Raw genomic sequence first — 12235 nt, 5'->3', positions numbered from 1 at the left:
AAAATATATATGTGCAACTCCAGATTTAACTAAATCATCTGAATCTTAAAAAACTTTGGCGTTGCATAAATGCGGCATTAATTGGCGGTTGAAACCATTGAAAATTTGTTCAAAATTGTCCGAAATTATACCATGATTCAGCAACACCAAAACTTTTAATATATTGATTTCTGATGATGCCGAATGGATATAGAAACATATTCCTCAAACCAGAAGGAGTATTGTTTTTCGGAGAAGTAAAACTAACAGCTATCGCTGCATTGAGTCGATCAATTAATGGAATTAGCGAAGCGATGATGATCCAAACACTTCCTACTTTCGCTGCAACAGGTTCTTTTCCATTTCAACTCACCCAACAGCAGCAAAAAGCTTTATTATCAATGTGGACATTTATACAGCCAACTGTGATGGCTGCTTTATTTCTGCTGATTGGCTATGCCGGAACTGGCAAGTCAACTATTGTTTTCCAACTAGTTAAAGTTCTTGTTGCTACGGGTAAGCGAGTTGTACTGACTGCACCCACTAATAAAGCTGTAGGCGTGCTGCAACGCATGGCGGCAGAAAATGGCGTAACTGGCGTAGAATTCTTCACCATTCACCAGTTGTTAGGACTGGGTATGGTAACTAGAGGTAAAGAAAAAGTACTTGACCAAACAGGGCCTTCTTACATCAATCTATTTGATGTTGTCTTTATTGATGAATGTTCCATGATTGGCAAACAACTCTGGCGCTGGATTGAGGATGTTGCTAACCAATCATCCACCTGGACAAAAATCAAAATTATTCTCATGGGCGATCCGGCACAGTTAAATCCAGTTAATGAAGGAAAATCCCCTAGTTTTCAAGTGCCAGAAAAAGCAGTTTTAACTCAAGTTGTGCGTCAAGGAACTGGTAGCCCTTTGTTAGAGTTTGTCACTGCTTCTCGCTATGCAGTCATCAAGAGCAAGTTTCCTTTTGAGCCTTATGCTAAATATCTCCCTGATAAAAGTAATGGGGCATTGATGGTTAAACGTCAAACTTTGCTGCGTTATGCCTGCAAAAAGATGAAGAGAGAATTTGCTCAAAACCCAGATTGTTTCCGAATTTTGTCCTGGACTAATACTCAAGTTGACTTTTACAATCAGCAGATTCGTACACATTTATATGGTGAAAATATCAATCGGTTTATTCCAGGAGAGAGATTAATCACCAGAGATCCTGTGATGGCTCCCGATGGTAAAACTACGATTCTTTCTACATCTACAGAGTTTACTGTTTTAGATGTCTTTGGGGATCGTTACAACAATTATGATACTTGGAGGTTAAAGGTAGAGACAGATGAAGGGATTGTGCGTCAAATCTATGTTCTGCATGAAGATGAGCAAAAACAATTTGACCAAGAAACCAAACGCTTACTCAAAAGTGCCAAGCGTAATCCCTTTCTATGGAAGCAGTACTACAAACATTTAGAGCAGTTTGCAAACCTCAGAAACTGCTTTGCATTAACTGTTCACAATAGTCAAGGTAGCACTTTCTTAGAAGCAGGTATTGATGGTCAAGATTTGAGTAAGCGACTTTATCCAGAACGAGGAGATGACAGTAAGGCAGTACTGGCAAAGATTAGAGAGTTTAATCGTTTGTACTATGTTTCTAGCTCACGGGCCAGACAACGGATATTAGTTATCCGGTGACAATGGTGTATATGAATCTCGACACAAAATTACGATTAATCATTCGTGAATAATGAGAACCCTGATTTATTAGATAAATCGGGGTTCTGTGCCTTGTAATTTTCACAAATTAAGTAGGGTATCGGTAGAGCCATTATTTTTAAAACTACAATCAAATTTATTTATATTAAGTAAGCAATTAAATGATTTTTATGAATAAGATTCTAGCCGGACTTAGTGGCTATAAGGTAAAGCTTACGCTTTATTTCACTGAGGTAAAAAACATTATTATTCCTAGTAAATGTGGTACAAGCAGTGATTACCAATTCAACCGAAACCTTTCTAAAAGACGCTGTTGTTGAAAGATATAATCTCTCTAAGCTGAATAAAACTCGCATCCGTTTCAAGATTCAGTTAAAGAAGACAACCAAGAGTAATGCTCCCAAATTGAAAGATGTTCTCAAATATTCTCAAGATGAACAAGAATCTGACTTAGTTAAGGTCACAACCTCAGAAGTTGGTTTAAAGGGCATCAAAGTCTTTAAAGCTTTAGACGAAGCAGCGAGCCAATTAAGGCAAGAAATTACTTCAGTCCAAGAATGGATGAATTATGACAATGGTGATTGGATTTGTCCCATAGACTTAGCGCCCTTGGTCTGGAATCAACTAATCGAAATTCGAGATAACATTGCACCTGTTTTACGCACTCAACTGAAAGAAGAGTATGAAAAGGGGTACACAGACTATCAAGAACGTATTGATAAATTTCTTTCACTCAATGCTTGGCAGTTATCTGTAGAACAACAACAAGAAGTTAAGCAGAACCTAGTAAAAGCTTTTCCCTGTTTAGAGGAACTAGAGGACTATTTGCAAGTAGTAATTGGTCGTCCTGTCATTATTCCCGCCATCAGTGAACAACTGTCAGAGAAACAAGCTGAATGCTTAGGGCAAATAACTCGCTTTATCGAGCAGTACGACAGAAATTTAGAACAAACACTGAGGGAATCAGCGATCGCTCTCGGCGAACAACTAGCAGCCCAGTTGCTCGAAGATTTGAGCAACTGGGAACCAGGACGCAAGCCAGTCAACTTCAAGAAGAAGATGGAACGTCATTTCAAAAAAGTCCAAATGCTTTTGGCTAACGCCAGTTTTGAAGCAGGTAGCAGCCTTGGACAAATGATGACTCATCTAGAAAATGTTCTCGAAAACGCTTCTGTGGATGCCAAAAAGCTGGATTCACAAGGGCGTTCTCAGTTGCAGAAAAAAATGGATGAAATTTGCTCCAAGCTTCTGGATGAACAACGCCATCTCCAACGATTAGCAAGTGATGAAGGCATGGGATTAACCAGAGCCACAGCGATGTCTCTCAAACTTCGCTAGAAAAAACAATCAAGAACGTATCTGTATCGTCCTTGATCGAAAACGAGGTGTGAGCCACTGCGGTGGACGGGTTTCCCGGCGTAAAGGAGCCAGCGCTGTGGGCGGGTTTCCCGACTTGAGGCGACTGGCATCAAGTGGCGTTGTAGAGCAAGACAATACACCCATACTTCCCAGGCTTGCTAGGCAATTAAGGGGGTAAGTGATACGTAGGGTTTTCCTTTGAGTTTATCACCACTGTTCGCATTAATTTACCAGTCCACAGTATTTAGAGGTAGGAAATGTCACATTTTTCAACTGTCACTACAAAACTAACTAACCGTGAATGTTTAGTACAAGCTCTACAAAATTTGCAGCTTACTGTCCAAGTTTATGAAAAACCACAATCGCTGAGAGGTTATTACGACGACTCCCAAGGACAAAGTGCTGAGATTGTTGTCCCTGGTCGTAGTTTAAGTGTTCGCGCAGATATCGGGTTTAAGTGGGATCAAGAGGCAGGGGTGTATCAACTCATCCATGATGCCTATGAAACTGTACCTCGACTAGGAGAAAACTTCTTTTCTCACACCCTAGTGGAAGCCTACGGCAAGAACATGGTTCGCGCTAAAGCAGCCCAGTTACAAGAACATCTGGGAGAATGCAGCATCACAGAAGAAACCAACGGTCAGGTACATACCCTGCGCCTTGCATTTTCAGCACACCAGCAAACTCAACAAGTACGGAGGTAATTTATGGAACGGGCAATATTGATACATTTTGACACTGTTACAGGCGAAGTGAAAATAGAAGCCGAGGGATTTGAGGGTTTGTCCTGTCTAGAAGCAACCCAACCCTTTGAGGAAGCTTTGGGTGTGGTACACAGCGATCGCACTTACAAACCAGAATCTCAGCAACAGCTTCGTAGCATCATTACTCATCAACAACGACTGCACCAATAAACATTCGATGGGGGAACGAGAAAAATTCCCCCGCACAATTTTTCTATGAGCGAACTACCTGAAGATTATCCGATGCTCCATATTTACCCCTCAAAAGGAGTGCGGCAACCAGTAATTATCAAAGGAAATGCGGAGGGACTTTGCGCTTTAGTCAATGCCCTAATTTCCGCCATTGCTCATCCAAATTCTTCTGGAGTTGCTGAAGTGTTTAACGGCGATGCCGAAGTTTACGAAGTAGTCGTGCATCTTGTTACCACTCACGAAGAACTTACTCCCGTACCCGATCAAAATTCGCAATAATGAAACTATCAAACCTCATTACTACCATTGACTCTCAAATACCCATCGTGGCAATAGATGTTCTGTCCCCCGAAGAAGCCACTATCATTCAGTGGTTAACTACTGAAGTAATGGACAAACTTAACAGTCCAGTGTACTTCTGGAATTTGGGAGTTTCCAGCTTGGAGCAATGTCTGATTGCTGACGATGGTGGACTGGTGTTCAAGTCAGTCGAGACGTATAAAAAGCCTCCTAACATAGACCCTTTAATATATGTGTTCGAGTACATCAACAATTTCGGCGGTAATGGAGTTTTCATCCTCGGAGATGTTCACCCTTTTGTGGGTAAAAACTCCCTGCAATTGAGTTGGGAAGTCCTCACCAGAGTAAAAAACTTGTACCATCGCCTCAAACCGACTGAAAAGCGAATTGTGTTTTTAGGTCAAAACATTCAACTGCACGAATCCCTACTGAGACTAATTCCTTGCTGTGAAGTTCCTTTGCCCAGCATTGAGCAAATTCAAGACCACTTAGAATCATATTTGCTGTACTTGCAAGAATCTGCTAGTGAGCAAGAGGTACAATTTGCAGTATCTCTCACCACTGAAGATAAAGAAACCTTGGCAAGGGCAGCGTTAGGGCTAACCTTGGAGGAAATTAGCGACTTTCTCCGGCTCACTGTTAAAGAGCGATTAACTTCTAAAGGCATAGTAATTGATGCTACAGTCATTCCCTTAGTTGTCGAATACAAAACCCGCCTACTGTCTCAGATGGGTATTGAATTGGGTAAACCGGCGACCATACCGTTTGGTGGACTAGACCTGTTGCGGGATTGGTTGCAACGCCGCAGCCGCTTATTTTCCCAAGAAGCGCGATCGCTAAATCTACCTCAGCCTAAAGGGGTGCTACTGGCAGGGCCACCAGGGACGGGTAAATCGATAGTAGCGAAAAACATTGCAACTATACTCAATCTTCCACTGCTGCAATTAGACATTGCCTCAATGCTTGGTAGCCTGGTGGGAGAATCTGAGGGCAATGTCCGCCGCGCACTCAAGACTGCTGAAGCTATTGCGCCCTGTATCTTGTGGATTGATGAAGTTGAGAAAGCACTTTCAGCTAATGGCGATACCTCTGGAGTCTCACAAAGGATTCTGGGAAATATCCTCACTTTCATGTCTGAATGTACGGCAGGGGTGTTTGTAGTGGCAACTTGTAATGACCCAACAGCGCTGCCTATTGAGTTTAAGCGGAAAGGGCGGTTTGATGAGAATTTCTTCGTTGACCTGCCTACTGAGTTGGAACGTTGCCAGATTCTCAAGATTCACTTAGAACGGTTTGGTATAGAAGTTCCGCAGGAATATTTAGAGGCGATCGCTGCTGCTACTGACAAGTTTAGTGGTGCTGAGTTGGAAACCCTAGCATCAGAAGCAGCTCTACTGGCTTTCGATGAGGAAAGACCTCAGCAGGTTACACTAGCTGATTTAGAAAATTGCCAACAAAACATCACCCCTTTAGCTGTTCAAGATGCTGCTGCTGTTGAGCGGATGCAGTCTTGGTCAAAAATTGCTCGACCAGCTTCCAGTCCTGTGCAGGTGTCTAAGAAAGGGCTTCGTACTTCAAGGTTCCGCACTAATTAGATAAACGCGCTTCTTCTAAGACCAAGAAGTGATGTCTGCGGTTAGCGATCGCTTCGGGGCGTAGCCCATCGCTAACCGCGTCTCGTAAAGCCTACGGCATAGCCTCGCTTAGGGCGCAGCCTAAGAAGAGAAGCGATGCCGTAGGCCACCCAAAGCGGGAACGCCAAAATTAAATAAGCTACTCCACATTGAATTTTTACTAATTAGGTATTCCAAAATTAGTAATGATTTGAAGCTTTTGTCAAATGAACATCTGTTGTTGAGATATTCATTTGACATGGCAATACTCTACTCTAAATTATGTCAAAAATATGGAAGTTTACTTAATATTTGTAAATGCGGCTCAGAACAGTAACAAATTCTGGAGTGCAAAAGTGAAGCAAGGTAATCTAACTGTTGAGTGGGGTAGAGTCGGCTACAAATCTCAGCAAAAAGTTCACTCTTTCGGTAATTATCAACAAGCAGTTTCTAAATTCCACAATCTCGTGGCTGAGAAGAAAATGAAAGGCTACCGAGAAAGCCAACCTCAAATTGATAGTACTTCTGATTCTCTAGAAATCAAAAGAGCTATCCAATTACTGAACATATTGCGCCCTTATGTAGCACAAAGACAATTTGCCAATAGAAATTATCTAGATACATTAAACCAATATTTAAAAATTGTTCCTACACCTTTAGGAATGAAAATAGAGCCGTCTCTAATATACCGCAATGTGGCAGATGTTGATCATCAACTATCACTGCTGAACTCTTTGTTGGAAACTGATTCTATACTGGCTGAGAAGACTACAGAAGAATCTGGTAATAACAGCAAAGTTATCAGTTTAAAAACCATTGGAAAGAACTTTTGGAGGCATTTGTAGAACTTAATAATTTAGGAGCGGAGCCGGAGATGTTCCGCCTCTGGTCATAATCAAGACTTGCTTGAGAGCCGTTCAATGGGATATATCAGTAAACTTCCGTATGTCTCACAGGGTAAAAGCATCTGATTCAAAGCTTCACAGCCTTTCTTTTCTGCTATCGCAGTCACACTTCTAACAATGTCGCAACCAGAAATAAATCATCATGACTCAAACAGCATCGAAACAAAGAGTAAAGCCTGCCAATCAGACAAAACAAACAAGTGTAGCTACTCCTAAAGCCGAAAATGAAGTATCAGCAAATATCCCAGAAATATCTACAGGTAAAAAGAAAAAAACTACATCTCTAGATACTGATACTTCAACTGAACCTATCTCAAATAAGCTTACTAATAAACGTTCTGCCAAATCAGAGTTAAACTCTCAACCAGTTATAGAATTAGGAATGGAGGTAATCTGCTCACAAACTAAATTTCACGATGCGCTCTCTTTAGTTAGTTGTGCTACCCCAGCTAAACCTACCCATCCGATTCTTGCTAATGCTCTAATCATTGCAGATATCGAAACACAACAGATACATTTAACTGTTACTGATTTAGCATTAACAATTCAGGCAAGTTTTGAAGCCCAGGTTTTGCTCAAGGGTGAAATTACTGTGCCAGTGGAAATGCTATTTGAGATAGTTAAGCATTGCCCTAATGGTAATATCAACCTCAGCAGCCAGACTCAAACTATACAGCTTACTGATGAGGATAAGCAAACCAAAATCTGCTCTCTAAGTTTATCTGATGCTGATGGAAAATATGAAATTAGAGGCATTAGTGCTGAAGAATTTCCACCTATTTATACAATTGATGCTACTCCCATCCCTCTGCCAAAAACAGTTTTCAAAGATGGTTTGAAAGGTGTGATTTATGCTGTCAGCACTGATGAAAATAAATATATCTTGACCGGAGTTCATATCCAACTTACACAGGAGAAATTAAAATTTATTGGTACTGATGGGCATCGAATTGCAACCACTGAACTTTCAACTCAAGGAATTGGTAGAAAACCCCGCAAACAAGTAGAATCTGAAGAGATAATCCAATTTACTATTCCCGGTCGAGTCCTCAAGGAACTAGCGCGTAACTTGGATGATTCTGTCGAATTCATTAATTTGTTGTATGATGCCCAAAGTAATCGCTTGGGTTTTGCTTGGCAAGATATTATCCTTAGATGTCAATGTCTGGAAGGAACTTACCCTGACTGCGAACAGCTATTGGCAAGATTTAGCTTTGACCGAGAAGTAATCCTAGAAAAAGCATTCTTAGTCAAAGCACTGGAACGGTTAGCTGTGTTAACAGATAAAAAAGAGAAAGGTATTTACTTACAGTTTGATGGAAGTTTGCAGCAGTTACGACTATCAATTGAACGGGAGTTTGGCAAAGGCGATCAAGTTATTGCTGCTCATCTACCATCAGAAATGTCATTGAATATCCAGTTTAACCTCAAGTATTTAGTAGAAGCAGCCAAGGCAATTCCCAGTTCTGCTATCAAAATGCACTTCCAACAATCAGATCATCCTGCCATGTTGGTTCCTTATGGAGATAGACCAAATCCAGAACTGCAAATGGAAATGCGTCAATTCTTACTGCCACTGTACACTCTAAATGCTTAATAAATGTTAATCAAAATTTTGAAGTTTTGTAGGGTGTTTTGGATACGAGTGGTGTTTATTTTAGACGGGGATTTGAGGAACTCTGGACAAAACTGAGAATATGAACGAAAATCCTCGATTTTGACAAATATAAACTGTGCATTTTGGCGGTAGATACCCGACTATTTGCCACCAAAATGCCAAATTCATCCATCTGTTTCGACATTTAAATAATTAAACTTACTCAACTTCTGGTATCGTTAAATCCTGCTGGAAACGGTTGAGCAAATCAGCCTACTTTGGAGTCAAAATTACACCCCCTTAACAGGGGTAAGGGCGACAAATTAAGGTTAATGAATCCTATGTCTACAGTCGCCCTACATCAAAAATATCGACCCCAGACAATAGCCGAATTAGTTGGACAGCCCTACATCAAAACTGCTCTGACTAATGCTGTCAAATACCTGCAAATTGCACCAGCTTATTTATTCACAGGTTCTAGAGGCACAGGTAAAACATCAACTGCTCGGATATTTGCTAAATCTCTCAATTGTCTCAACACTAAAAAACCAACTGACCAACCTTGTGGTATTTGTCAATCCTGCCGTTCAATTGAAACCAGCAATAGCCTAGATGTTAGTGAAATTGATGCTGCTTCTAATAATGGTGTAGATGATGCCCGTGCTTTAATTGAGCGCAGTACCTTAGCACCTGTTGCAGGACGTTACCGAATTTTTATTTTAGACGAATGCCATTGTCTAACCGGTAACGCCTTCAATGCCTTACTTAAGTGTATTGAAGAACCGCCACCTCATGTTGTTTTCATTCTCTGCACAACAGAACTGCACAAGGTGTTGCCTACCATTGTCAGCCGTTGTCAGGTGTTTAATTTCCGCACTTTGTCTGTTCAGACTATTGTGCAGCATCTCCGTATTATAGCAGATGCAGAATCTATCTCTATTGATGATGAGGCACTAACAGCGATCGCTCGACTCAGCGATGGTGGATTGCGGGATGCACTGCAATTACTGGGTCAGGTGAGTCTTTTAGATGAAGATATCACTGCCAATCATGTTATGAAAATCGCTGGTGGTGTGACAGAAACAGAATTAATGTCAATTTTACAGGCAATATCCACCAACAACACCTTTAACTTGCTGCAAGTAGCAAGAGTTCTAGTGGACTCTGGTAAAACGCCCAAATTGATTCTCTCCAACTTACTGCAAACATACCGAGATTTACTGATTGTCAAGTCTGCATCCAAAGAGCAATCCCTGCTAACTGGTTGTGTTAGCTATGCTCAACTCAAGGTTTTAGCAAATCACTGGAATTTCGAGACGCTTAACTTGTCTCTAGCAGAGTTACAAAAAGCAGAAAACTATCTGCGGCACACAGTAAATGCTGCTGTGTGGCTAGAAGTTTGCTTACTGAACCTGATACCCAGTTTCTTGCCTGTCAGTGCAACCAAGACGCTAAGTGCTAAACCTGTGCATCACGGCAAGTTGTTACCAACAGTTGGAGTATACACCACAAACAAGGTGACAGCTAAACCTGTAGATGACAAATTGTTACAAACAGTTGCAGATCAGACTACTAACCTGGCTCAAATTTGGCTTTCTGTGATGGATACAGCTAAACCTAGTAATCAAAAGCTGTTGGCTCATGCAAATCTCGTTAAATTGCAAGGTGACAAGGCAATTTTAGAGGTTACACCAGCTTACCTCAAGAAGTTTGAAAGTAGTAAAGAAGCGATCGCTAAAATGCTGCAACGAGCTACCCAAAGTCAACAACCAATGACTGTGTTAATTAAAACTGCCAACAAGAGCAGTAACGGGAGGGTAAAAGCATGATTGTCTTGCTGACAGGTGATGACCAACACGCCATCCAGGAACAGCTGAACCAATACAAAGCAGAGATTGATGCCCAATGGCTCACACTTTGCTATCATCGATTTCCAGCCGATCGCCTTGACCAAGCCATCAGCGTAGCTCGCACTCGTTCCCTGACTGGTGGTAAAAAACTGGTGATTGTGGAAAATTGCCACCTCAAGCAGTGGGGTGATACTGAGTTGTCAACCTTGCAGCAGCTTGTTCAAGTGCCTGAATTCACAATTCTGGTGTTTGTCGCCACCAATGTAGATAAGCGCTTGAAGATTTACAAACATATTGTCAAGTATGCCAAGTTGTTTGAGTTTTTATTGATACCACCTTGGCGGAATGATTTGATTGAGAGAGCGATCGCAACTCAGGCTAAAAAAATCAAGCTAGTGCTGTCAAAGGATGCAGTGGAATATCTAGCAGAAGCAATTGGTAACGATATGACTCGTGCAGCCACTGAGTTACGCAAACTGTATATTTATGGTAATGGCAGAAAACTAGAGTTTGCAGAAGTAAAAGAGTTAGTGCCATGTCAGACTCAGAATAGCCTACAACTGGCATCTGCTATTCGTCAAGGAGAAAGCAATCAAGTTTTGCGCCTGCTGGATAATTTACTGTCACGCTCGGAACCATTAATGGTGATTGTTGCTACTCTCCTAACGCAGTTTAGAACTTGGCTGTGGGTTAAGTCTGCGATGTCTGCGACGGGCTACGCCTACGCTTCTGGGGTTAAGAAAGATCGTGAATTAGCTCAACTGTGCAGTCTCAGTAATCCTAATCGCATTTATTACTTGCGTCAGGAGGTAGCAAATACAAGCATTAACGCTTTAGCTAAAGCAGTAACTATGATGCTGGATTTGGAAATGTCTATTAAGAGAGGTGCTGATGCGAAGGATTTACTGCCAGTAATTCTTGGTGTTAGTAGGTTATTTAAGTTAACTTAATCAACATAAAGTTGACTGAGAGTTTTGGATTTTGGATTGTATATTTGATTCCAGTCTAAAATCCAAATTCACTAATAATGATATTAGTATCTAACAAAACTTTCACAAGCTATGTTTCTCATTTTAGGAATAGGACGTGCTGGCTCTCTTGAGAATATTGGTATCAAGTAAGTATTTCAAGCTCATAGATCAATTTCTCTGACCACACTGCGATATCGTAAGTCAGCGAAATCATCATCAGTAAAGATAATCCCCTCGCTTTGGATTACGCTTCTAAATTTTTGTAATCCCTCCCAAAAATTATCCCCTCTAGATTCCTCCTTCTTTTTACGGAGAAACTCAAACAAATAGTCCCGTTCTTCTGGAGGCAAACTTTCAATATAATTAATAATTTCTTGTAAACTAATCATAGAAACTCCTCGAAAGTCAACCCTAACTTTGCTGACTCATTTTCATCTCTATTTCCATTGCTTAAGCCTCTATTTTACCATTTAATAAACTTCATCATGGCTGCCAATATCAATCAATAAAATAACCATTTCTAACAACTTCTCATCCTCAGACAAATTAAAGATAATTCTACAATCATAAGCAACAGAACAAGACCACAACCCCGATAAATTTCCTGTTAACTTATGAGACTTCAAAGACGGTGTAAATGGATCATCTGCCAAAAGCCTTAATACATTAACAATTTGATTCTTTAATTGCGGGTTTTTCTTTGTAATCTTCCTAAAAGACCGCTTAAATCCACTACTCCAGACAACTTCCATCATCATCTCCTAGTAAATCAGCGATCAAATCATCAACGCTTCCCCTATGAGCTGTCCCATCCTTAAAAGCCTGCATCACTTCTTGAGCATTAGCCAAAATTTCAACTCGCCGATTCTCAATTCGTTGCTGGCGAAGAAACTCAAATAAATACTCTCGATCTTCTGTGGGCAAACTTTCAATAGAATTAATAATTTCTTGTAAAGTCATCATAGAATCTCCTAATCAAGTAAACTCTATCTTTGCTAACTCTATTTTAATCTC

Annotated in this window: 13 protein-coding genes; 10 read left to right on the top strand and 3 right to left on the bottom strand. The window is 40.8% G+C overall.

The window, feature by feature from the left end:
• Window positions 1-173 precede the first annotated feature (173 nt).
• From V7K49_RS12895 to holA, 10 genes are all read left to right on the top strand, one after another.
• Window positions 174-1670, top strand: coding sequence for an ATP-dependent DNA helicase (locus V7K49_RS12895; RefSeq protein ID WP_335205851.1), 1497 nt, complete (start codon window positions 174-176; stop codon window positions 1668-1670).
• Window positions 1671-1952: 282 nt separating this feature from the next.
• Window positions 1953-3029 carry a hypothetical protein gene (locus V7K49_RS12890; RefSeq protein WP_335205850.1) on the top strand — a complete coding sequence of 359 codons (1077 nt, stop codon included), beginning with the start codon at window positions 1953-1955 and terminating at the stop codon, window positions 3027-3029.
• Window positions 3030-3307: 278 nt separating this feature from the next.
• Complete coding sequence (locus tag V7K49_RS12885) at window positions 3308-3754, top strand: DUF1257 domain-containing protein (RefSeq protein WP_335205848.1); 447 nt, start codon at window positions 3308-3310, stop codon at window positions 3752-3754.
• Window positions 3755-3757: 3 nt separating this feature from the next.
• Complete coding sequence (locus V7K49_RS12880; protein WP_335205846.1) at window positions 3758-3964, top strand: DUF2997 domain-containing protein; 207 nt, start codon at window positions 3758-3760, stop codon at window positions 3962-3964.
• A gap of 45 nt (window positions 3965-4009) precedes the next feature.
• Complete coding sequence (locus V7K49_RS12875) at window positions 4010-4264, top strand: hypothetical protein (RefSeq protein ID WP_335205845.1); 255 nt, start codon at window positions 4010-4012, stop codon at window positions 4262-4264.
• Window positions 4264-5880: an AAA family ATPase gene (locus V7K49_RS12870; protein WP_335205844.1), complete on the top strand. Its 1617-nt coding sequence runs from the start codon at window positions 4264-4266 to the stop codon at window positions 5878-5880. The genes V7K49_RS12875 and V7K49_RS12870 overlap by 1 nt, the downstream gene beginning before the upstream one ends.
• Before the next feature lie 311 nt (window positions 5881-6191).
• Window positions 6192-6743, top strand: coding sequence for a WGR domain-containing protein (locus V7K49_RS12865; RefSeq protein WP_335205843.1), 552 nt, complete (start codon window positions 6192-6194; stop codon window positions 6741-6743).
• Window positions 6744-6945: 202 nt separating this feature from the next.
• A complete protein-coding gene (dnaN, locus tag V7K49_RS12860; RefSeq protein WP_335205842.1) occupies window positions 6946-8400 on the top strand; it encodes a DNA polymerase III subunit beta in 1455 nt (484 codons plus the stop codon).
• Between the two features lie 341 nt (window positions 8401-8741).
• A complete protein-coding gene (gene dnaX, locus V7K49_RS12855) occupies window positions 8742-10229 on the top strand; it encodes a DNA polymerase III subunit gamma/tau (protein ID WP_335205840.1) in 1488 nt (495 codons plus the stop codon).
• Window positions 10226-11200 carry a DNA polymerase III subunit delta gene (gene holA / locus V7K49_RS12850; protein WP_335205839.1) on the top strand — a complete coding sequence of 325 codons (975 nt, stop codon included), beginning with the start codon at window positions 10226-10228 and terminating at the stop codon, window positions 11198-11200. The genes dnaX and holA overlap by 4 nt, the downstream gene beginning before the upstream one ends.
• Before the next feature lie 182 nt (window positions 11201-11382).
• On the opposite strand, the gene V7K49_RS12845 is transcribed toward holA, so the two are convergent.
• The 3 genes from V7K49_RS12845 to V7K49_RS12835 form a co-directional block, all read right to left on the bottom strand.
• On the bottom strand, window positions 11383-11610 hold the full coding sequence (locus tag V7K49_RS12845) for a hypothetical protein (RefSeq protein ID WP_335205837.1): 228 nt from the start codon (window positions 11608-11610) through the stop codon (window positions 11383-11385).
• Between the two features lie 81 nt (window positions 11611-11691).
• The gene (locus tag V7K49_RS12840; RefSeq protein WP_335205897.1) at window positions 11692-11973 is read right to left on the bottom strand and encodes a type II toxin-antitoxin system RelE/ParE family toxin; all 282 of its coding nucleotides are present in this window, start codon (window positions 11971-11973) and stop codon (window positions 11692-11694) included.
• On the bottom strand, window positions 11954-12184 hold the full coding sequence (locus tag V7K49_RS12835; protein ID WP_099100473.1) for a hypothetical protein: 231 nt from the start codon (window positions 12182-12184) through the stop codon (window positions 11954-11956). The genes V7K49_RS12840 and V7K49_RS12835 overlap by 20 nt, the downstream gene beginning before the upstream one ends.
• Between the last annotated feature and the right edge of the window lie 51 nt (window positions 12185-12235).

The sequence above is a fragment of the Nostoc sp. genome (genome assembly GCF_036919675.1).
In the GTDB taxonomy this organism is placed as follows: domain Bacteria; phylum Cyanobacteriota; class Cyanobacteriia; order Cyanobacteriales; family Nostocaceae; genus Nostoc.
The sequence above is the reverse complement of the archived record's forward strand: the minus strand, read 5'-3'. Positions and strand labels throughout refer to the sequence as shown.

Coding starts and splice junctions, on each gene's coding strand:
- V7K49_RS12835 (WP_099100473.1), bottom strand. CDS start 12,184: ATGATGACTTTACAAGAAATTATTAATTCTATTGAAAGTTTGCCCACA.
- V7K49_RS12870 (WP_335205844.1), top strand. CDS start 4,264: ATGAAACTATCAAACCTCATTACTACCATTGACTCTCAAATACCCATC.
- V7K49_RS12885 (WP_335205848.1), top strand. CDS start 3,308: ATGTCACATTTTTCAACTGTCACTACAAAACTAACTAACCGTGAATGT.
- dnaX (WP_335205840.1), top strand. CDS start 8,742: ATGTCTACAGTCGCCCTACATCAAAAATATCGACCCCAGACAATAGCC.
- V7K49_RS12895 (WP_335205851.1), top strand. CDS start 174: ATGATGCCGAATGGATATAGAAACATATTCCTCAAACCAGAAGGAGTA.
- V7K49_RS12840 (WP_335205897.1), bottom strand. CDS start 11,973: ATGGAAGTTGTCTGGAGTAGTGGATTTAAGCGGTCTTTTAGGAAGATT.
- V7K49_RS12880 (WP_335205846.1), top strand. CDS start 3,758: ATGGAACGGGCAATATTGATACATTTTGACACTGTTACAGGCGAAGTG.
- holA (WP_335205839.1), top strand. CDS start 10,226: ATGATTGTCTTGCTGACAGGTGATGACCAACACGCCATCCAGGAACAG.
- V7K49_RS12875 (WP_335205845.1), top strand. CDS start 4,010: ATGAGCGAACTACCTGAAGATTATCCGATGCTCCATATTTACCCCTCA.
- V7K49_RS12845 (WP_335205837.1), bottom strand. CDS start 11,610: ATGATTAGTTTACAAGAAATTATTAATTATATTGAAAGTTTGCCTCCA.
- V7K49_RS12865 (WP_335205843.1), top strand. CDS start 6,192: ATGGAAGTTTACTTAATATTTGTAAATGCGGCTCAGAACAGTAACAAA.
- dnaN (WP_335205842.1), top strand. CDS start 6,946: ATGACTCAAACAGCATCGAAACAAAGAGTAAAGCCTGCCAATCAGACA.